The organism is Bradyrhizobium sp. CCBAU 53338, from assembly GCF_015291665.1.
Lineage (GTDB): Bacteria > Pseudomonadota > Alphaproteobacteria > Rhizobiales > Xanthobacteraceae > Bradyrhizobium.
The window spans coordinates 1,729,839-1,749,583 of record NZ_CP030048.1 but is presented as its reverse complement, the minus strand read 5'-3'; the positions used below and the strand labels follow the sequence as shown (position 1 = coordinate 1,749,583).

Here is a 19,745-nt window from a genome sequence, read left to right as displayed (position 1 = left end):
GGAGATTAATATATCGTAATGCGATTTATCTTCGCCGCAAGAATGGAGAAGTGATCGCTAAAGTCCGTGGATCATCCCTGCATTGATCAACAGCCGATTCAGCCGCCGCGCTTCGGCGCCATTCTTGCAGCCGTAAAAAATGCCCTTGCAGCGAAGCATGATCTGCTTCTGCTCCGCGAAGGACGGATCAAGCGGAATGCCGGCGGCTTCCTGAATTACCAGCGGCAGATAGGGACCGTCGATCGTGTCCATCACCGCGTCGCTTTTGACCGGCTCGAAATTGACGGCATCGATGGCGTAGTAGGTCGCGTAGAGGCGTGGATCGTAAGCGTCGAGCTTCTTGCCGATTGCCCCTTCGTCGAGCCCGGGCTCGAGGATGCCAGGTGCGAACTCGGGCTGGTGATCGCCATAGCGCACGATCAGGAAAGGCTCGCCCGGAAATTTCTTTTTCATGCCCGAGATAAAGTTCTCGTATTGCTCGGCACTCATCGCCTGCCGGCGCAGATATTCGTCGATGGACGGCGCGTTGCCCGGTGCACGCCAGTTCGGAAGCAGGTCGGGGCGAAACCGCGTCTCCCAGGGAAAGTGATTGGCCGCGAGATAGATGAAGGTGAACAGCGGCTTGTTCGGCGTCCGCTCGCCCATCAACCCCAGCGCCTTGTCATAGAAGAAACTATCGGGCTCGACGTCCTTGGCGCCGAGATCATGAGAGTCGAAGAAGCGCTCGATGCCGGTCGTCAATTGGAAGCTGCGCGCGCCCATGAAGCCGCCATAGGCGGGATAGAGCGACATCGTATCGTAGCCGCAACGACGCAGCGCCAGCGGCAGGCCGCGCTCGACGCGGCCCGACGCAATGCGCGTCACGAAATAGGCAAAGCGGCCGAACGAGCGCGACGAAAGACCTGCAAGCACGTTGTATTCGGTGAACCAGCTGGGGCCGCCATTGCTCTCGGCGAGGAACGTGCGCTCCTTGCCGTCCCACGACTTGAAATGGTTGCCGTAGCCCGCGGGCACCTTGATGCCCTGCGCGGCGCGAATATCGAAGCTCGATTCATCGTGGATCATGACGATATTCGGCCGGCGGCCCGCCGGATGGCAGGCGTCGACCAGCGGCATGTTGAGTCGTTCATTGGTCGCGGCGGCCGATTCCATGAAGCCGTACTGGACGAAATCGGAGACCGCGGTGACGCCGGAGCGAAAGAATTTCGAGAGATAGCCATCGTCGTAATACCCGCGCCAGGCCTCATCGGGATGATAGACGGAATAGAAGACAAGGGCGGCAAGGCAGGCGAGCTTGCAGGCGAGCGCCGGCAGGCGGCGAATGCGAAACGGATCGAGCCACCACAGCGCATACATCAGCGGCAGCGTGACGAGGCCAGCCCCGATCACCGACCAGCGCAAGTTCGGAAAGATCGTGAACAGGAAGGCGACGGTGTCGCGGTCGATCATCATCAAATCGATGAAGTTCACCGTCATCTGGGCGACGTCGTGCTTGAGCCGCGACAGCAGCACCAGCACCACGACCATGGTCAGCGACAGCGCACTCGACAGCGCCGGCCGGCGCAGCAGCGTGATCCAGAAGAAGTTGAGAATGCCCCAGGCGAGCAGGAAGGAGAGGCGCGAGGCAAAATCGGTCTCGGTCTCGTACATCAACGCCAGTGCAGCGAAATGCGGCGCGGCCACCGCGAGCAGCCGCCAGATGCCGAGCGCGGCAACGCTCGCCAGGACGGCGGTGGTGGCGGAAGGACCGGAATTGGGCGCGGACGCCATCGACGACACGCTGGACTCAAGTCCGGCGCGGTGATGCCAACCCTCTGGCCGGCCTCAAGACGGCCAGGGCGTCCGGCGCAGCCGGTTGCACCGTGTCACAAAACTGTAATGGAACGGTCATGGACAGGCAACGCGCGCGGCGATGCGACCTTCGCTTAATGTTAGCGGGAGGCGAAAAAGCCGCACCCCGGCTCCGCAGCCTGAGGTTCGAGAGCCTGCCTCGATCGCGGCACTCGCTACTCGATCACCTCGTCCGCCCGGGCAAGCAGGTTCAGCGGCCGCTCAGCCAGCATCCGCGCGGTCGGCGCAACGAGCTCGGCATTGTCGCGCGTCAGTTCGGCGGAGCTTCCATGAGCGAAATGGCGTCCCGTGGAGATGATCGCGATGGCCGCCCACCCGCGCGGGCGGACGACCGAAGCGAGCTGAACGTCGATCAGCTCTGCGGCAGCAGGCCGAGCCGCTTGGCGATGATACGGTCGAATGTCCGCTTCGGCAGCACGGCCCCAATCAGATGGCGCAGCCGGTCCGGCGTGATCTGGTAGCGTACCTTGGCGCTCGGCGAGGTAAGTGCCTCGAACACGATCTCCGCGATCCGATCGGCAGGCAGGCCGTTGGCGCCGAGCTCCATCATGAAGGCCATGACCTTGTTGAGCGCCGGCAGATAGGGCGAGTTCTTGTAGATGGAGAGGTCGATCTGTTCGGCCTTGGTCCAGATCGGCGTCTTCACCGCGCCGGGGGCAACGATGATCACGTCGATGCCGAACAGCATCAGTTCGCGGCGAAGGCTCTCGGAGAGGCCTTCGATCGCGTGCTTGGAGGTGCAGTAAGGGGCCGACAGCGGATTGCCGTTCTTGCCTGCGACCGAGCTGATCATCACGATCCGGCCCTTCGGCCCCTTCAACGACGGGTCGGCGCCAAGCAGCGGCCCGAACGCCTGGGTCGCGATGACAGGGCCGATGACGTTGATGTCCATCTGGCGGCGGAAATCATCCGCCGACAGTTCGAGCACGGGACCGGCGACCGCGACGCCGGCATTGTTGACGAGGCCCGCCAGCGTCTCGCCGGCCAGCGCCTCGCGGACCTGACGCGCGGCGGCCAGCACGGCGGCCTCATCGGTGACATCGAACAGCAGCGGCGTGAAGTTTGCGCCGAACTCGCCCGCGAGCCTGTCGGCATCGGCCTGCTTGCGGACGCTGCCGAAGACGCGGTAGCCGCGCCCAATCAGGAATTTCGCAATGGCCCAGCCAATACCGGTGGACGCGCCGGTGACGACGACAGATCGCATAGTCCTCTCCCCCTTTAGTGCCCCGCGATCATGTAGGAGGGGGCTGCGCCAGCGCAATGCCGCCCGGTACTCAGCCCGCGCACAGATGGTCTTTTCCGGGCCCCCGTTGCGCCGCAAGAAGGCGCATCAGGTGCAGGTTCTTAAGATAAAGTGCCGTACAAACGTCGCGGAATGCGATTGATTGCATCTTGAGAACGCGGATGAAGAGTCTAATCCTAGACTCTGAGCACAAAGCGCTTTTGGCGACCACGACTTCCGAAAAATTCTGAAAAAACGACGCGAACTCAAGAATGTGGTTTAAGCGTCAGTTCTTGGCTCTCTGAGAGCACTTCATCTCGCGAAGAATTTGAATGAAGCAGCAATGTTTCGCGCGAGAAGAAAAGAGCGAGACCGCTGTTTGCGGTCTCGCTCAGATATAGTCGCGAAGATTTAAGATTTGGTTTGGCGAGCGAAGCTTTTGCTTCACTCGCCATTCCGGGGCACGCGTTAGCGCGAACCCGGAATCCAGAGGTCGTGGGTCGAGATTCCGGGTTGCGTTTCTCGCCCCCGGAATGACGGCGATGCCGTCAGTTCTTCGACTTGTCGACCAGCGCGCCCTTCTTGATCCAAGGCATCATGTCGCGGAGTTTCGCGCCGACCTCCTCGATCGGATGCGCAGCGAGCTTGGCGCGGGTCGCCTTGAACGAGGTCTGATTGACCTTGTTCTCGAGCATCCAGTCGCGGGCGAACTTGCCGCCCTGGATGTCGGCGAGAACGCGCTTCATCTCGGCCTTGGTCTCTGCGGTGACGATGCGCGGGCCGGTGACGTACTCGCCGTACTCGGCCGTGTTGGAGATCGAGTAGTTCATGTTGGCGATGCCGCCTTCATAGATCAGGTCGACGATCAGCTTCACTTCGTGCAGGCACTCGAAATAGGCCATCTCCGGGGCGTAGCCGGCTTCGACCAGGGTCTCGTAGCCGCCCTTGATCAGCTCGACCAGGCCGCCGCAGAGCACCACCTGCTCGCCGAACAGGTCGGTCTCGCACTCTTCCTTGAAGGTGGTCTCGATGATGCCGGCGCGGCCGCCGCCGACAGCAGAGGCGTAGGACAGACCGAGGTCATGGGCGTTGCCCGAGACGTCCTTGGCGATCGCGATCAGGCAGGGCACGCCGCCACCGCGCTGATACTCCGAGCGCACGGTGTGGCCGGGGCCCTTCGGCGCGATCATCAGCACGTCGAGGTCGGCGCGCGGATCGAGCAGGTTGAAGTGGACGTTGAGGCCGTGCGCGAACACGAGGGCGGCACCCTTCTTCATGTTGTCGTGCAGGTGCTCACGATAGATGTCGCCCTGGAGCTCGTCCGGGGTCAGCATCATGACGAGGTCGGCCCATTTGGCGGCCTCTGCGACTTCCATCACCTTGAAGCCGGCGGCTTCCGCCTTCTTGACCGATCCCGAGTCCTTGCGCAGCGCGATCGCCACGTCCTTGACGCCGGAGTCCTTCAGATTGAGCGCATGGGCGTGGCCCTGGCTGCCATAGCCGACGATGGCGACCTTCTTCCCCTTGATCAGGTTCAGGTCGGCGTCGCGATCGTAATAAACACGCATAGTCGTTTCCTCGTTCAGGGCCAAAATCGGCCGATGGTCAGTGTCCGAAGGGTGTAATTTGCGGATTTCGGGGGCTGTCTAGAGCATTTCGGCCCTTGAGGGAAACCCGTTTCTGCATGGAAATCCGCGACATCATGCATCCATGAAAACGGGGTAGAGGGAGGCGAGCAGCAGGAGCGCCATCAGGATATTGAAGGCGCGGACCAGCCGCTCCGAGGTCAGCACCGGTCGTAGTGCAGTGCCGAAGAAAGCCCAGACCACGGTCGAGACCGTGCCGACCAAGAGGCTGATCAGGGTCTGGATCGCGATGTTGACCGGGAACTGGGCAATTGCCGCGTAAGCCGTGATGGTACCGATCACGATCACCCAGCCCTTGGCGTTGATCCACTGGAACATGGCGGCGCCCCAGAAGGTCATCGGGTCGCGGCCGACCGCCTCGTCCGGCTTGGCCGGGCCGGACATGGCAATCACGGCGGCAAGATAGATCAGGTACGCCGCACCGGCATATTTCAGGATGGTCTGGAGGATCGGGTACGCCAGAAACACGGTGCCGAGCCCGAGGCCGACGGCGCCGACCATGAAGGCGAAGCCGATGGTGATGCCAGCGATGTGCGGGATGGTGCGGCGGAAGCCGTAGGTCAGCCCCGACGAGAGCAGCATGATGTTGTTCGGCCCCGGCGTGAAGAACATCACGAGGGCGAAGATGATGAAGGCGTAGAGCAACGACTGGGACATCCTCACCTCACGCCGTCTTCGCCAGCGGCTGCCGGCGCTGCGCCAGCACCATCACCGCAATGCCGCCGATGACGGTCAGCATGCCCGCGAGGCGCAGCGGTCCGAACCGTTCGCCGAACACGATGCTTGACGCCGCCGAGCCCACGAACGGCACCAGCAGCGCGAACGGCACCACTTGCGCGGCCGGGTAGTCGCGCAGCAGCCGACCCCATAGCCAATAGGCAATGCTGGTGGAGATCGCGCCAATCACCACCAGGCAGACAAGGCCGGCGAGCGACATGTGGATCAGCGAATGGAAGGTCGGCGCCGGCCCGTTGACGGCGAGCGCCAGGGCGAACAGCGGCACCGCGGCGGTGAGGCAAAGCCACGCGAACAGGTCGAACATCGGCGCGCCGCGTGCGCCGCGCAGCAGGAGGTTGCCGATCGCAAAACAGACCGGCGAGATCATCAGCACGGCGAAAGCGCCGACGCTGAAATCATAACCGACGGTACCGCAAATCATGAGCAGCCCGATGGCTGCGATGACGATGCCGAGCGTCTGCACCTGCGTCGGACGCTCGCCGAATGTGATCGCGGCAAAGCCGATGGTGAATAGCGCCTGGCTCTGCACGACCACGCTGGTGAGCCCGACCGGCACACCATGAGCGATGCCGTAGGCCTGGCTCAGAAACTGGCCGAGAAACAGCGTGAAACTGATCGCGATCAGAAGCGACCAGGCGACCTTCGGCCTGGGAATGAACAGGCACGGCAGCGCGGCGATGGAAAAGCGCATCGCTGTCATCAGCTCCGGCGAAAACTCGTCGAGCGCGATCCGGCTCGCCACGAAGGCAAGCCCCCAGATGATCGCCACCAGCAGGGCGATGAGGATGTCGGCCGGCTTCATTGTTGTTTCCGGTTCTGCCCTGTCGTGCAGCCCTGCTTGTTCTTCTGGTCTAGCCTTGCTCGCCGGCTTTCGGTTTGCGGAGGAGATAAGTGCCGTGCATAGGCGCGTGATAGTCGGCCGAGACCAGCGTGAAGCCGACGTCGGTCAGCATCCGCTCCATCACCCAGCCGAAGGTCGAGTATTCGTCCCGCATATGCGTCACCACGCTCTCACGCGAGAAATCGTGGTTCTTGATCTGATAGTCGGCCCATTGCTCGACGTCGCGTTCGATCGCATCGGGCATCGAGGCGTAGACGATGTCGCGCAGATAGAAGCTCGCACCCGGCTTCAAAGCGCGAAAGATCCGCGACATCGCCACGACCTTCCAGAAGTCGGGCAAATGATGCAGCGTGAATTCGCTGACGATCAGGTCGTAGGATTCCGGCCGGTAGGCGAAGCTGAGCAGGCCGGCGGACTGGGTGCGCACGGGCGCCTTGCGGTCGCGGGCATAGATCTCGGCGAGCGCCAGCATCGCCGGCGAGATGTCGATGGCATCGACATCAGCGCCCATCAGCGCCGCTTCGGTGGCGAGCACGCCGTTGCCGCAGCCGATATCGGCGATGCGCCAGCCGCGCTGAACCCCGAGCATCTTCAATGCGGCGCGCGCCCGCAGATCGGCATCGTCGTGGGCGTCGTAGATCGACGCCACCGCGGGCTCGATGCCCATCCGGTTCCGCTCGTTATAGTACCAGTCGCGCGCCAGCATGGTTCACATCCCCTCGGGCCCGCGACCGATCGCGGCAACGCCGGTGCGCGACACCTCGACGAGGCCGAGCGGGCGCATCAGGTCGATAAACTGGTTGATCTTGTCCGTATTGCCTGTGATCTCGAACACGAAGCTTTCGGTGGTGGCATCGATCACGCGGGCGCGAAAGGCATCGGCAAGCCGCAGCGCCTCGACGCGATGCTCGCCCTGCCCGCGCACCTTCACCATCGCCAGCTCACGCTCGATCGAGCGACGGGTCTGGGTCATGTCGACGACCTGGTAGACCGGGATCATGCGGTCGAGCTGATTCTTGATCTGCGCGATCACCATCGGCGTGCCGGTGGTAACGATGGTGATGCGCGACAAATGCTTCTGCGCTTCGGTCTCCGAAACCGTGAGGCTCTCGATGTTGTAGCCGCGGCCGGAGAACAGGCCGATGACGCGCGCGAGCACGCCCGGCTCGTTCTGCACGAGCACCGCAAGCGTGTGCGTCTCGTTGGGATCGTGACGCTCTTCGATGAAATAGGCGGATGCGGGCTGGTTCATTGTCGTCCCCTCTTGTCTCTTCCTCACGCCATCGCCGGCGCATCCGTTCCGACCCAACGGCGGAACAGATCGAAATCGATATTGCCGCCGGACAGCACGAGACCGACGCGCTTGCCCTTCAGCTTGCTCTTTTCCTGCATAGCCGCGGCGAGCGCGGCAGCGCCGGCGCCTTCGGCGAGATTGTGCGTATCGGTCCAGTAGGCGCGGATCGCCGCGGCGACCTCGTCGTCGGTCACCTGCACGATGCGCGAGGCGCCCTTGCGGATCAGCGCGAGCGCATCCGCGTCCGGGATGCGCGTCGCCATGCCGTCGGCGCGCGTGTTGGCAGTCTCGGTCGTCACGATCTGGCCGGCCGCGAACGACAGCGCATAGGACGGCGCTTCTGTCGACTGCACGCCGACGATCTCGGTCTTCAGGCCCAGAAGATCGCGTGCCATGATGCAACCGCAGATGCCGGAGCCCTGTCCGATCGGTACATAGAGCACGTCGAGATCAGGCGCGGAACGAAACAGCTCGAGCGCATAGGTCGCGACGCCCAGCACGAGGTCCGGGTGGAACGAGGGCACCATATGAAGGCCGGCGAACTGCGCACGACGCTCGGCCTCCTCGCGCGCGGCCTGAAAGTCCTCGCCATGCTCGACGAGCTCGGCACCAAAGGCCTTCATCGCGCGGTTCTTCTCGACCGAATTGCCGCGCGGCACGTAGATCACAGCGGGAACGCCATGACGGCTCGCGGCAAAGGCCAGGCTTTGGCCGTGATTGCCGCGGGTCGCCGAGATGATGCCGGGCGTATTCGGCCGCTCGCGCTTGAGCCGATCGAGATAGACCAGCCCACCGCGCACCTTGAAGGCGCCGATCGGCGTGTGGTTCTCATGCTTCACGACGACCTCGGTGCCGAGGCGCCCAGCGAGCAAGGGCCAGCGGTGCGCCGGCGTTGCCGGCACCGCCTGTCCCACGATCGCATGTGCGCGCTCGAGCTCAGTCAGGTCGAACATGACGTCACACCAACGCCTTGCCGCCGGCGAACGCCTTGGCCGTCGCCTCGTCGTTGGCCTGCTCTGGCAGCAGCATCTCGTTATGCGCCTTGCCGGAGGGGATCATCGGGAAGCAGTTCTCCAGCGCGGCGACACGGCAGTCGAACAGCACCGGGCGCTTGACCGAGATCATCTCCTTGATGGCGCCTTCGAGATCGGACGGCTTGGTGACCTGGAGACCGACGCCACCATAGGCTTCCGCGAGCTTCACGAAATCCGGCAGCGCTTCGGAGTAGGAATGCGACAGCCGGTTGCCGTGCAGCAACTGCTGCCACTGACGCACCATGCCCATGTACTGATTGTTCAGAATGAAGATCTTGATCGGCAGCTCGTACTGAACCGCCGTCGACATCTCCTGCATCGTCATCTGCACCGAGGCGTCGCCCGCGATGTCGATGACGAGGCTGTCAGGGTGCGCGACCTGCACCCCGATCGCGGCCGGCAGGCCGTAGCCCATGGTGCCGAGACCGCCCGACGTCATCCAGCGATGCGGCTCCTCGAAGCCGAAGAACTGCGCCGCCCACATCTGGTGCTGACCGACCTCGGTCGTGATGTAAGTATCCTTGCCGCGCGTCAGTTCGAACAGGCTCTGGATCGCGTGCTGCGGCAGGATGACGTCGTTGCTCTTCTTGTAATAGAGCGAGTTGCGGGCACGCCACTGCGCGATCTGCTGCCACCAGGTCTTGATGTCGGGCTTCTTCGCCTCGGCCTTGAACACCTGGAGGATGTCGCCCAGGATGTTGGCGCAATCGCCGATGATCGGCACGTCGACCCGGATGTTCTTGTTGATCGAGGACGGATCGATGTCGATGTGGATCTTCTTCGAGTTCGGCGAGAACGCATCGACGCGGCCGGTGATGCGGTCGTCGAAGCGCGCACCGACGCACAGCATGACGTCGCAATCATGCATGGTCATGTTGGCTTCATAGGTGCCGTGCATGCCGAGCATGCCGAGCCAGTTCTTGCCCGACGCCGGATAGGCACCCAGGCCCATCAGCGTGGAGGTGATCGGGAAGCCCGTGACCTCGACCAGTTCGCGCAGCAATTTGGTCGCCTCGGGGCCGGAATTGATGACGCCGCCACCGCTATAGATCACGGGACGCTTGGCCCCCGCGAGCAACGACACGGCCTTGCGGATCTGCGTCGCATCGCCCTTCACGCGCGGCGCGTAGGAGCGGTGCACATCGGATTTGCGCGGCGGATGATAGGTGCCGGTCGCGAACTGCACATCCTTGGGAACGTCGACCAGCACCGGGCCCGGACGGCCCGTGGTCGCAACGTAGAAGGCCTCGTGCAGCACTTTCGCGAGATCGTTGACGTCACGCACCAGCCAATTGTGCTTGGTGCAGGGGCGCGTGATGCCGACCGTGTCGCATTCCTGGAACGCGTCGTTGCCGATCAGATGCGTAGGCACCTGGCCGGAGATGCAGACCAGCGGGATCGAGTCCATCAGCGCGTCGGTCAGCGGCGTCACCATGTTGGTGGCGCCGGGGCCGGAGGTCACCAGCGCGACACCGGGCTTGCCGGTTGACCGGGCATAGCCCTCGGCGGCATGGCCTGCGCCCTGCTCGTGGCGGACCAGGATGTGCTGGACCTCGCTCTGCTGGAAGATCTCGTCATAGATCGGAAGCACCGCGCCGCCGGGATAGCCGAAAATGTCGGTCACGCCGTGGTCGATGAGCGCGCGGACGATCATCGCGGCGCCGGTCATCTGGTTCGGATCGTGGCTCTTGTCGCTCATTGGCTTGCTCCGGATGCGCTGTTGTCAGCGGCTTCGTTCGTGTCTGGTTCGGGAAATAAAAAAGGCCCCGAAGAGGGACCCTGCACACCGCCTGTCATGTGGATGGCAGCTAGCCACCCCCGGCGGTGTGCCTGGGTACGACGGCGATAAGGAGTTCGGTAATAATGTTACGCATGGCAGGCGCTCGGCTTCCCAAAGGTTGCGCGAAACATAACGACCAAAGCCTCGATGTCAAGGCAAAGCGGCCGTTCCCGCGCGATTTTGGCAGTGTAGCGGTGTTCCCTGGGTTCGGCGAGAGGTAATTGCGGGAACCCGCGCACAAAAGCACGTCAACGGGGAGCCCGGGCGGTCCCGAGGGCAGTCGCGAGCCATCCCCTGGCCTCTTCCGGTTTCACCCACTCGAATTCGGGCAATTGGTGCCGGAACCAGGTGAATTGGCGCTTGGCGTAGTGGCGGGTATCGGCCCGGCCGATCATGGCAGCCTCCTCCAGGCTGAGCTCACTGCGCAGATGCCGGATCAGGGCCGGCACGCCGTGGGCCTTCATGGCCGGCAGCTGCGGGTCGAGGTTTCTGGCGGCAAGCCGCTCGACCTCGATCAGCGCGCCGCCGCCCAGCATGGCCTCGAAGCGGGCGTCGATGCGGGCATAGAGCTCATCGCGCTCGGGCGCGAGAAACACCGCGCGAAAGCTGTCCTTCGACAATAAGGGCGGCTGGCCTTCATTGTGCCAGTCGAGCAGCGAGCGGCCGGTTGCCTCGACAACTTCGAGCGCGCGCGCGATACGCGTACGGTCACGCAGATTCAGTCGCTCGGCCGCGCGTGGATCGCGGAGCGCGAGTTCCGCGTGTAGCGCCTCGACGCCGTTCCGTTCCAGTCGCGCGCGCACGCCCTCGCGCACCTCCGTCGGGATCGGCGGCACCAGGGAAAGGCCCGCGGTCAGCGCCTTGAAATAAAGCCCGGTGCCGCCGACGAAAATTGGCAGGCGGCTTTCGGCCTCGGCTTCTTCCAACATCTTCGCGGCATCGGTCACCCAGGCGCCTGCGGAGAAATTCACGGCCGCGTCGACATGACCATAGAGACGATGCGGAACGCGCGCCTCCTCATCCTGCGCGGGACGCGCGGTGATGATGCGGAGGTCGCGATAGACCTGCATGGAATCGGCATTGATGACCACGCCCCGCGCGCTCAGGGCAAGCTCCAGCGCCAGCGCCGACTTGCCGCTGGCGGTCGGTCCTGCGATAAGCACGGCCTTGATCGGATGCCCCTCGCTCACGAAAACCTCAAATGTCCCTCGTCGCCACGCTGATCTGCAATCCCAATAATCCCGCCCTCGACTCCACCATCGTCGACGGCGCCCGCGCCGTGTTGCCGCAGGCCGTGCCTGCGCACTGGCTGTTCGACGGGGTTGCAGTCGACATTCCCTTCGGCGCCGACAGTAACCTCGAAGGCGACCGTCACGCCATCGAACAGCGGCTCCGCGAGCTGCGCGGCGACCTGCCCATCGACATCGTCGTGCAGCCTGTTGGCTTCAGGCGCAAGAAGCTTTTTCTGGCCGACATGGATTCCACCATGATCGGCCAGGAATGCATCGACGAACTCGCCGATCTCGTCGGGATGAAGGCGCATGTCGCCGCCATCACCGAACGCGCGATGCGCGGCGAGATCGAGTTCGAGCCGGCGCTGCGCGAGCGTGTCGCGCTGCTGAAGGACCTCCCCGCCGGCGTCGTCGACGAAGTGCTGGCCAAGCGCATCACGCTGACCCCGGGTGGCCGCGAATTGGTCGCGACCATGCGCGCCCACGGCGCCTATACTTGCCTCGTTTCCGGCGGCTTCACGCTGTTCACCAGCGCCGTCGCTGCCAAGATCGGCTTCCAGGAGAACCGCGCCAACGAGCTCGTCGTGCGCGACGGCAAGTTCACCGGCGAGGTCAAGGAGCCGATCCTGGGCCGCGCCGCCAAGCTCGCGACGCTGGTGGATCTGATGGAATCGTTCGATCTCGACGACATCGACTCGGTCGTCGTCGGCGACGGTGCGAATGATCTGGCGATGATCCAGGCCGCGGGACTGGGCGTGGCGTATCACGCCAAGCCGGCCGTGGCGGCAGCGGCGGCTGCGCGGATCGACCACGGCGATCTCACTGCACTGCTCTATGCGCAGGGCTACAAGCGCTCGGAGTTTGTGGAGGCCTGACACGCTCAGGTGCGCTATTGCGCACCGTGGAACCTCGCGATTCCGGGGCAATGCTTCGCATCGCCCCGGAATGACGGATCAAGCTACTGCACGCTCAGCGCCACGAAGCGCAGCTCGCCGTCGCCGTTCGACACCAGCAGCAGGGCGGACTTCTTGCCGTCCTTCTTGATCTGGTCGACGCGCTTCTGGACGTCGGCGCCGCTGGAGACCGCTTCCTGCGCGACCTCGACGATGACGTCGCCGGCGGAGAGCCGCTTCTCTGCAGCGTCCGAATTGGCCTCGACATTGGTCACGACAACCCCCTTCACGCTGTCCTTGATCTTGTAGCGCGTGCGCAGATCCTTGTTCAGCACGGCGAGATCGAGGCCGAGCGCCTTTTGCGTCACCGGCTTCTCCGGCGCCGGCTCGTCGGTCTTCACCGCGGCCTGCACCTTGTCCGGATCCTGCAGGCGGCCGAGCGTGACTTTCTTGGTCTGCTCCTCGCCCTTGCGGATGATGACGACGTCGACCTCCTTGCCGACCGCGGTGTCGGCGACGACGCGGGACAGGTCCTTCGGGTCCTTGACGTCCTTGCCGTCGAACTTGACGACGACGTCGCCGGGCTCGATGCCGGCGGGCTTGGCCGGGCCCTTGTCGTCGATGCCGGCCACCAGCGCGCCGCGCGCCGGCTTGATGTTGAGGCTCTCGGCGATCTCGTCGGTGACGCTCTGGATGCGCACGCCGAGCCAGCCGCGACGCAATTCGCCGAACTGGCGGAGTTGGTCGACGACGCCGGCGACCGTCTTCGACGGTACGGCAAAGCCGATGCCGATCGAGCCGCCTGACGGCGAGATGATCAGGGTGTTGACCCCGATGACGTCGCCTTCGAGGTTGAACAGCGGACCGCCGGAATTGCCGCGATTGATCGCGGCGTCGGTCTGGATGTAGCTGTCATAGGGGCCCGAGGAGATGTCGCGGTTCTTGGCGGAGACGATGCCTGCGGTCACGGTGCCGCCGAGGCTGAAGGGGTTGCCGATCGCAATCACCCAGTCACCCAGACGCAGCTTGTCGGAGTCGCCGAACTTCACCGCAATCAACGGCTTCGGCGGCTTGAACTTCAGGACGGCGAGGTCGGTCTTCTTGTCGACGCCGACCAGCTCGGCCTTGATCTTGGTGCCGTCGTTGAGGATCACGTTGATCTCGTCAGCGTCGGCGATGACGTGATTGTTGGTGACGACGATACCGGAGGTGTCGATGATGAAGCCGGACCCGAGCGAGTTGGTCTTGCGCGGCGGGCCGTTGTCACCGCCCTTGCCTCCGCCGGGACCCTTTCGATTCTTGAAGAAGTCATCGAAGAACTCTTCGAAGGGCGAGCCCGGCGGCAGTTGTGGCATGGTGTTGCTGCCGCCGCCCTTGGCCTCCACCGTCTGCGAGGTCGAGATGTTGACGACCGCGTCGATCACCTTCTCGGCGACGTCGGCGATGCCTTCCGGTCCGCGCGCCTGCGCCGGCGCGCCGAACATGCTGAAAGCGCCAACGGCAAGCGCGGCCAGCCCAAGTCGCGCATGTTGGCGCAGGCGGGTCGGGACAATGGTGGCAGCGGTCATTGTGGTCTCCAGGAAAAAGGATTCGGCCTCAAGACTGCGCTCGAACGAGGGCACGGCGCAAGCGCGGAGCTTAACGAGCCTCAAGACCCGGATAATAAGGCGAAAACCCGCCTCTCGCCTTCACTTTGGCGTTGGCGCGACGGCTAGACCGGGCGTCGCATCACCCAGATCAGGATCAGGCCGGCCACGGCCGAGCCGATCCCGACCGCGCGCAGGATATTGTCCGGCGTGGCGATGGCGCTCTTCATGGCCTTGCGCATCCAGTTCGGACTTGCCGCGAACATCAAGCCTTCCAGCACAAACAGGATGCCTAAGCCGATGAGGAAGTCGGCGAACGCAATGGACCTCATCGGATTGGAACCTCCCGGTGTACTGTTCTTGTCTGGACGAAGGGCGGCCAAACCTGCCGCCCTTGTCTAGCTTACGGTTTCGCCGGTGTCTCGGCTGCCGTCTTCCCTGACGGGTTACCAAAATACCGGAAGAAATCCGAGTCCGGCCGCAGCAAATAGCGGGTGTCGTCCTTCTTCAGCCCGTTCTCGTAGGCCGTCATCGACCGGTAGAAGGCGAAGAAGTCAGCATCCTTGCCATAGGCCTCGGCAAAGAGGCGGTTGCGCTCGGCGTCACCCACACCACGTGTCTGCTCGGCTTGGGAGTTCGCGTCGGCAATGATGACCGTCACATCGCGGTCGGCCTTGGAGCGAATTTCCTGCGCCTTCTGGGCGCCCTGCGCTCGAAACTCAGCCGCTTCGCGCTGGCGCTCGGACTTCATCCGGTCGTAGACAGCCTGGCTATTCTGCTCCGGCAGGTCGGCACGGCGAATACGGACATCGACGACCTGGATGCCATAACCACCGGCCTCGCGGTCGAGCTGCTCGCGGATACGCCCCATCAGCTTCTCGCGTTCATCACGCACCACCGTGATGAAAGTGACTTCGCCGAGCACGCGGCGCAGCGCCGCATTCAAGAGCGAGGTGAGTTGGAGGTTCGCCGCCTGGATCGAGCCGACGCTCTGATAGAAGCGCAGCGCGTCCTTGATGCGGTAGCGCGCAAAGGCGTCGACCACGAGCCGCTTCTGGTCTGAGGCAATGACCTCCTGAGACGGGTTCTCGAGGTCGAGGATCCGCTTGTCGATGTTGATCACGGAGTTCCAGGGCGCCTTGAAGTGCAGTCCGGGCTCGGTGACGACCTCCACCGGCGCGCCGAATTGCAGCACGATGGTCTGCTCGGTCTGCTGCACCGTGAACAACGACATATAGCCGACGATCACGACCAGAAGCGCCGCGAGCAGCACGACAATGCCAGTAACGGGAGACCTCATCGGGTACCTCCGCTCGGCAGCTGACCCGTTATCGCAGGCTTCTTGTTCGACAATTCATTGAGCGGCAGGTAGGGCACGACGCCCTGGCCCGAGGCGCCTGGATCGTAGATCAGCTTGTCCGCGCCGCCGAGCAAGCGCTCCATCGTCTCCAGGTAGATCCGTTCACGCGTCACGTCAGGTGCCTTCTTGTATTCCTCGTACACTTTCAGGAAGCGCGCGCTCTGGCCCTTGGCCTCGGCGACCGCCTGCTCCTTGTAGCCCTCGGCATCCTGCTGGATCTTGGCGGCGCGGCCGCGGGCTTCCGGCACAACCTTGTTGGCATAGGTCTGCGCTTCGTTTGACAGCTGCTCGAGATTGGCGCGCGCCGCCTGCACGTCGCGGAACGCGTCGATCACCTGCGCCGGCGGATCGACCTTCTGCATCTGCACCTGGGTGATCTGGATGCCGGCGCCGTAGCCGTCGAGCGTCTTCTGCATCAGATCCTGCACGGTGGTCTCGGTCTGCGTCCTCGCGCCGGTCAGGATCGGCTGGATGTCGGAGCGGCCGATCACCTCGCGCATCGCGCTCTCGGCGACCGCCTTCACGGTGCCTTCGGGATTCTGGATGTTGAACAGGAAGTCGCCGACGCCGTTGGGCTTGATGCGCCACAGCACGGTGAAATCGACGTCGACGATGTTCTCGTCGCCGGTCAGCATCAGGCTCTCCTCCGGCACGTCACGGATCGAGCGGCCGCGGCGGGCCGGATCGTCGATCAGCGTCATGCCGATGGAAATGGTGGACACGCGCAGTGCCTTCGGCAGCAGCACGGTCTCGATCGGATAGGGCAGGTGATAATTCAGGCCGGGGTCGACGGTGCGCACATGCTTGCCGAAGCGCAGCACCACGCCCTGCTCTTCCGACTGCACGCGGAAGAAGCCCGACAGCAGCCAGAGCGCGACGATGATGAGCAGGATCAGCGTGATGCCGATGCCGGAGAAATAGCCGCCCGGCATGATCTGCTGGAGCCGGTCCTGGCCGCGCCGCAGAAGGTCTTCCAGATCCGGCGGCCTCGGCCCGACCGGTTGCGGGCCTGTGCCCCATGGTCCCTTCGGACCCGAGCCCCAAGGGCCACCGCCCTGATTCTTCCACGGCATTCGACGCTCTCCTCGGCAGACCGGGACTAGAACTTAAGCCGGCCCGCATTGTCCGGTCCGGCTTTATAGGGGACCGAAAGGGCCCTTACAACGCAAGCCTGACCGACCCACGAGCTATGCTCGGGGGCGGAAAAGTCAATGTAAACATTGGAGAATGCAGTTAATGGGACGGCCGCCGACGATATGTCACATAGGAGAAGTCGGCGCTGTCGTCCGGTCCGGCGGGATGGCGGACGCGGCTTGTTTCCTCCCACTGCGCCTTGTCGATGTCGAAATGCGTGTCGCCGTCGGGCCGCGCATGCACTTCGGTGATCTCGAGGCGGTCGGCACGATCGAGCCATTGCCGGTAGATTTCGGCACCGCCGATCACGGCGATTTCAGCGGCTGAACGCCGCAGGGCATCACCAAGCGCAACTGCGCCAGCGGCCGCCGCCGACGTCGTGACGACTGCGCCAGCGGCGCGATAGGCTGGATCGCGCGTGATCACGATGTTGGTGCGGTCACGCAGCGGCCGGCGCCCGGGCAAGGATTCAAAAGTCTTGCGGCCCATGATCACGGGCTTGCCGATGGTGAGCGCCTTGAAGCGCGCCATGTCGGATTTCAATCGCCACGGGATCGCGTTACCCGCGCCGATGACGCCGTTCTCCGCGATCGCGACGACGAACACGATCTCCATCAGGACGGGCTCCCTGCAAGTCGGATCAGCGCAGGGCCGGAGACGCGGCACAGCGTCCAGTCGTCCAGCATCGCGGCGCCGAGCGATTTGTAGAACGCGATCGACGTTGCGTTCCAGTCGAGCACCGCCCATTGCAGGCGCGACCAGCCGTTGTCGACGCATTCCTTCGCCAGATAGACCAGCAGCGCCTTGCCGAGGCCTTTGCCCCGGTGCGAGGGCCGCACATAGAGATCTTCGAGATAGATGCCGTGGCGGCCGCTGAAGGTCGAGAAATTCAGGAACCACACCGCGAAGCCGACCGGCTCGCCGTTCCATTCGGCAATCGCACAAAACAGCCTGGGATCGCCTCCGAACAAGGCCTCCGCGATGTCGGCCTCGGTCGCCTCGACCTCATGCGAGAGCTTTTCGTACGCGGCGAGTTCGCGGACGAAATCAAGAACGAGCCCGGCTTGGCCAGGACGCGCGCGGTGAATATTCAACGCCATCGGCTCTAGACCGCGACTTCCGCCTTGATATGCGGATGCGGATCGTAGCCGACGAGCTCGAAATCCTCGTAGCGGAAGGAGAAGATGTCCTTCACATCAGGATTGATCCGCATCACCGGCAACGCGCGCGGCGCGCGTGTGAGCTGAAGGCGCGCCTGCTCAAGATGGTTGGAATAGAGATGGGTATCGCCGAACGAATGCACGAAGTCGCCAGGCTTCAGCCCGGTGACCTGCGCCACCATCATGGTGAGCAGTGCATAGGAAGCGATATTGAAGGGCACGCCGAGGAAGACGTCGGCCGAGCGCTGATAGAGCTGACACGACAGCTTGCCGTTGGCGACGTAGAACTGGAACAGGCAGTGGCACGGCGGTAGCGCCATCTTGTCGACCTCGGCCGGATTCCAGGCCGACACGATCAGGCGACGCGAGTCCGGATTGCGCTTGATCATGTCGACGACGTTGGCGATCTGGTCGATGCTGCGCCCATCGGGTGCGGGCCAGGAGCGCCATTGATGCCCGTAGACCGGGCCGAGATCGCCATTGGCGTCCGCCCACTCGTCCCAGATGGTGACGCCGTTGTCCCTGAGATATTTGATGTTGGTGTCGCCCTTCAGGAACCACAGCAGCTCATGCACGATCGCCTTGAGCGGCAACCGCTTGGTGGTCAGCATCGGAAAGCCGGCGGACAGATTGAAGCGCATCTGATGGCCAAACACCGACAGCGTGCCGGTACCGGTCCGGTCCGTCTTCTCGGCGCCGTCTGAAAGAATCCGCTCGAGCAGGTCCTGATACTGGTGCATGTGCCGATGAGCCTTTGGGGAGGCGGCGAACTTAACGACGCTCCCAGCGCTGCGACAGCGGCGATTCGCTGCCTCCACTAATTATACCCCGAAAAGTGAGTGTTCCCGGGGCGAACGACAAGGGGCGGAACCTGCGTCCGCCCCTCGCCTATCGGCTTGAAAGTGCTCGTTAAGTTACCGGCTTGAGCACCGGGGTCCACTTCGCGATCTCGGATTTGACGAGGGCGGCCAGCGCCTCCGGCGTCCGGTCTGCCGGGTCCGGGATGACGCTGCCGAGGTCGAGCAGGCGTTTCTTCACGGTCTCGTCGTCGAGCGCCTTGACGGCAGCAGCGTTCAGGCCCGCCACGATCGCAGGCGGGGTTCCCTTGGGCGCGAACATCGCGTTCCAGGCCTGGGCCTGGAATGTCGGCAGGCCGGCTTCGGCCGTGGTCGGCACGTTCGGCAGCGACGGATTGCGCTCCGGCGTTGCGATCGCATAGGCCTTGATCGTGTTGGCGTTGATCTGCGGCACCGCATTGACGATCTGATCGCACATGTAGTCGACCTGGCCCGCCACCAGCGCGTTCATCGCAGGGCCCGTGCCGTTGAAGGGTACGCCGACCGGTTTGACGTCGAGAATCGAGTGCAACAATTCGCACGAGGCATGCGAGACCGAGCCGACGCCGGCATGCGCGGCATTCACCTTCTCGGCGTTGGCCTTCACGTAAGCAACGAATTCCTTGAGATCCTTCGGCGGAAAATCCTTGCGCGCCAGGATCAGGATCGGCGTGCCTGCGAGCAACGCAATCGGCTCGAAATCCTTCTCGGGATGATAGGCGAGCTTCGGATAGAGCGGCACGGAGGCGGCGTGCGTACCCATGTGACCGGTGATCAGGGTATAGCCGTCATTGGCCGCACGCGCGGCGCGCGTGGTCGCGGTGGTGCCACCGGCGCCGACCACGTTCTCGATGATGATGCTCTGCCCCAACGTCTGCGCCATGTGCGAGGTGACGATGCGCGCAACGACGTCGGTGGGGCCGCCGGCCGCGAACGGCACGATCATGGTGATGCTGCGCGTCGGATAGGTCTGCGCTTCACCTGATGCGACAAAGCCGCACAGCGATGCGAGCACGGCGGCACATGCGCACGTGAGCGCGCGAATGGATGTCATCTTGATCTCCCGACACAAGAAAAATGCCGGCCTCGCGGCCGGCATTTTCATTTCACGAAGACATCACGCAAGTCGATTGGACTT

The 19,745-nt window shown here is 63.8% G+C and carries 19 protein-coding genes; 1 reads left to right on the top strand and 18 read right to left on the bottom strand.

What is annotated here, in order from left to right; genetic code table 11:
* Positions 1-57: 57 nt before the first annotated feature.
* The 10 genes from XH90_RS08345 to miaA form a co-directional block, all read right to left on the bottom strand.
* Entirely contained in the window at positions 58-1,770 is a 1,713-nt protein-coding gene (locus XH90_RS08345; protein WP_194482624.1) for a sulfatase-like hydrolase/transferase, read from the bottom strand.
* Positions 1,771-2,203: 433 nt separating this feature from the next.
* Positions 2,204-3,055: an SDR family oxidoreductase gene (locus XH90_RS08340; RefSeq protein ID WP_194480285.1), complete on the bottom strand. Its 852-nt coding sequence runs from the start codon at positions 3,053-3,055 to the stop codon at positions 2,204-2,206.
* Between the two features lie 566 nt (positions 3,056-3,621).
* Complete coding sequence (gene ilvC, locus XH90_RS08335; protein WP_097667105.1) at positions 3,622-4,641, bottom strand: ketol-acid reductoisomerase; 1,020 nt, start codon at positions 4,639-4,641, stop codon at positions 3,622-3,624.
* Positions 4,642-4,773: 132 nt separating this feature from the next.
* Positions 4,774-5,376, bottom strand: a complete 603-nt coding sequence (locus tag XH90_RS08330) for a LysE family translocator (protein ID WP_194480283.1) — start codon at positions 5,374-5,376, stop codon at positions 4,774-4,776.
* Between the two features lie 7 nt (positions 5,377-5,383).
* Positions 5,384-6,259, bottom strand: coding sequence for an EamA family transporter (locus XH90_RS08325; protein ID WP_194480281.1), 876 nt, complete (start codon positions 6,257-6,259; stop codon positions 5,384-5,386).
* 49 nt (positions 6,260-6,308) lie between these two features.
* Positions 6,309-7,004: a class I SAM-dependent methyltransferase gene (locus XH90_RS08320; protein WP_194480279.1), complete on the bottom strand. Its 696-nt coding sequence runs from the start codon at positions 7,002-7,004 to the stop codon at positions 6,309-6,311.
* Between the two features lie 3 nt (positions 7,005-7,007).
* Entirely contained in the window at positions 7,008-7,550 is a 543-nt protein-coding gene (ilvN, locus tag XH90_RS08315; RefSeq protein ID WP_028137987.1) for an acetolactate synthase small subunit, read from the bottom strand.
* 23 nt (positions 7,551-7,573) lie between these two features.
* Positions 7,574-8,545, bottom strand: coding sequence for a threonine dehydratase (locus XH90_RS08310; protein WP_194480278.1), 972 nt, complete (start codon positions 8,543-8,545; stop codon positions 7,574-7,576).
* Positions 8,546-8,549: 4 nt separating this feature from the next.
* Complete coding sequence (locus XH90_RS08305; protein ID WP_194480276.1) at positions 8,550-10,325, bottom strand: acetolactate synthase 3 large subunit; 1,776 nt, start codon at positions 10,323-10,325, stop codon at positions 8,550-8,552.
* 329 nt (positions 10,326-10,654) lie between these two features.
* Positions 10,655-11,596, bottom strand: a complete 942-nt coding sequence (gene miaA / locus XH90_RS08300) for a tRNA (adenosine(37)-N6)-dimethylallyltransferase MiaA (protein WP_194480274.1) — start codon at positions 11,594-11,596, stop codon at positions 10,655-10,657.
* Between the two features lie 11 nt (positions 11,597-11,607).
* On the opposite strand from miaA, the gene serB reads away from it, so the two are divergent.
* Positions 11,608-12,513: a phosphoserine phosphatase SerB gene (serB, locus tag XH90_RS08295; protein ID WP_194480273.1), complete on the top strand. Its 906-nt coding sequence runs from the start codon at positions 11,608-11,610 to the stop codon at positions 12,511-12,513.
* Between the two features lie 83 nt (positions 12,514-12,596).
* Here serB and XH90_RS08290 read toward each other — a convergent pair whose 3' ends face one another.
* The 8 genes from XH90_RS08290 to XH90_RS08255 all read right to left on the bottom strand — a co-directional run bounded on the left by XH90_RS08290 (position 12,597) and on the right by XH90_RS08255 (position 19,661).
* Positions 12,597-14,099, bottom strand: a complete 1,503-nt coding sequence (locus tag XH90_RS08290) for a Do family serine endopeptidase (protein WP_194480271.1) — start codon at positions 14,097-14,099, stop codon at positions 12,597-12,599.
* A gap of 143 nt (positions 14,100-14,242) precedes the next feature.
* Positions 14,243-14,449, bottom strand: a complete 207-nt coding sequence (locus XH90_RS08285; RefSeq protein WP_027560516.1) for a DUF2065 domain-containing protein — start codon at positions 14,447-14,449, stop codon at positions 14,243-14,245.
* Positions 14,450-14,520: 71 nt separating this feature from the next.
* Complete coding sequence (hflC, locus tag XH90_RS08280; RefSeq protein ID WP_194480269.1) at positions 14,521-15,417, bottom strand: protease modulator HflC; 897 nt, start codon at positions 15,415-15,417, stop codon at positions 14,521-14,523.
* The gene (gene hflK / locus XH90_RS08275; protein ID WP_194480267.1) at positions 15,414-16,550 is read right to left on the bottom strand and encodes an FtsH protease activity modulator HflK; all 1,137 of its coding nucleotides are present in this window, start codon (positions 16,548-16,550) and stop codon (positions 15,414-15,416) included. Before hflK ends, hflC begins: the two co-directional genes overlap by 4 nt.
* Before the next feature lie 160 nt (positions 16,551-16,710).
* A complete protein-coding gene (locus XH90_RS08270; protein WP_194480265.1) occupies positions 16,711-17,226 on the bottom strand; it encodes a dihydrofolate reductase in 516 nt (171 codons plus the stop codon).
* On the bottom strand, positions 17,226-17,711 hold the full coding sequence (locus XH90_RS08265; RefSeq protein ID WP_194480263.1) for a GNAT family N-acetyltransferase: 486 nt from the start codon (positions 17,709-17,711) through the stop codon (positions 17,226-17,228). The genes XH90_RS08270 and XH90_RS08265 overlap by 1 nt, the downstream gene beginning before the upstream one ends.
* Before the next feature lie 5 nt (positions 17,712-17,716).
* Positions 17,717-18,511: a thymidylate synthase gene (locus XH90_RS08260; RefSeq protein ID WP_074118390.1), complete on the bottom strand. Its 795-nt coding sequence runs from the start codon at positions 18,509-18,511 to the stop codon at positions 17,717-17,719.
* A gap of 169 nt (positions 18,512-18,680) precedes the next feature.
* Positions 18,681-19,661 carry a tripartite tricarboxylate transporter substrate binding protein BugD gene (locus XH90_RS08255; protein ID WP_194480261.1) on the bottom strand — a complete coding sequence of 327 codons (981 nt, stop codon included), beginning with the start codon at positions 19,659-19,661 and terminating at the stop codon, positions 18,681-18,683.
* Positions 19,662-19,745: the final 84 nt, after the last annotated feature.

Excerpts from the sequence above, each read along its gene's own strand:
- XH90_RS08345 (WP_194482624.1), bottom strand. The coding sequence starts at position 1,770 with ATGGCGTCCGCGCCCAATTCCGGTCCTTCCGCCACCACCGCCGTCCTG.
- XH90_RS08340 (WP_194480285.1), bottom strand. The coding sequence starts at position 3,055 with ATGCGATCTGTCGTCGTCACCGGCGCGTCCACCGGTATTGGCTGGGCC.
- ilvC (WP_097667105.1), bottom strand. The coding sequence starts at position 4,641 with ATGCGTGTTTATTACGATCGCGACGCCGACCTGAACCTGATCAAGGGG.
- XH90_RS08330 (WP_194480283.1), bottom strand. The coding sequence starts at position 5,376 with ATGTCCCAGTCGTTGCTCTACGCCTTCATCATCTTCGCCCTCGTGATG.
- XH90_RS08325 (WP_194480281.1), bottom strand. The coding sequence starts at position 6,259 with ATGAAGCCGGCCGACATCCTCATCGCCCTGCTGGTGGCGATCATCTGG.
- XH90_RS08320 (WP_194480279.1), bottom strand. The coding sequence starts at position 7,004 with ATGCTGGCGCGCGACTGGTACTATAACGAGCGGAACCGGATGGGCATC.
- ilvN (WP_028137987.1), bottom strand. The coding sequence starts at position 7,550 with ATGAACCAGCCCGCATCCGCCTATTTCATCGAAGAGCGTCACGATCCC.
- XH90_RS08310 (WP_194480278.1), bottom strand. The coding sequence starts at position 8,545 with ATGTTCGACCTGACTGAGCTCGAGCGCGCACATGCGATCGTGGGACAG.
- XH90_RS08305 (WP_194480276.1), bottom strand. The coding sequence starts at position 10,325 with ATGAGCGACAAGAGCCACGATCCGAACCAGATGACCGGCGCCGCGATG.
- serB (WP_194480273.1), top strand. The coding sequence starts at position 11,608 with ATGTCCCTCGTCGCCACGCTGATCTGCAATCCCAATAATCCCGCCCTC.
- XH90_RS08290 (WP_194480271.1), bottom strand. The coding sequence starts at position 14,099 with ATGACCGCTGCCACCATTGTCCCGACCCGCCTGCGCCAACATGCGCGA.
- XH90_RS08285 (WP_027560516.1), bottom strand. The coding sequence starts at position 14,449 with ATGAGGTCCATTGCGTTCGCCGACTTCCTCATCGGCTTAGGCATCCTG.
- hflC (WP_194480269.1), bottom strand. The coding sequence starts at position 15,417 with ATGAGGTCTCCCGTTACTGGCATTGTCGTGCTGCTCGCGGCGCTTCTG.
- hflK (WP_194480267.1), bottom strand. The coding sequence starts at position 16,550 with ATGCCGTGGAAGAATCAGGGCGGTGGCCCTTGGGGCTCGGGTCCGAAG.
- XH90_RS08270 (WP_194480265.1), bottom strand. The coding sequence starts at position 17,226 with ATGGAGATCGTGTTCGTCGTCGCGATCGCGGAGAACGGCGTCATCGGC.
- XH90_RS08265 (WP_194480263.1), bottom strand. The coding sequence starts at position 17,711 with ATGGCGTTGAATATTCACCGCGCGCGTCCTGGCCAAGCCGGGCTCGTT.
- XH90_RS08260 (WP_074118390.1), bottom strand. The coding sequence starts at position 18,511 with ATGCACCAGTATCAGGACCTGCTCGAGCGGATTCTTTCAGACGGCGCC.
- XH90_RS08255 (WP_194480261.1), bottom strand. The coding sequence starts at position 19,661 with ATGACATCCATTCGCGCGCTCACGTGCGCATGTGCCGCCGTGCTCGCA.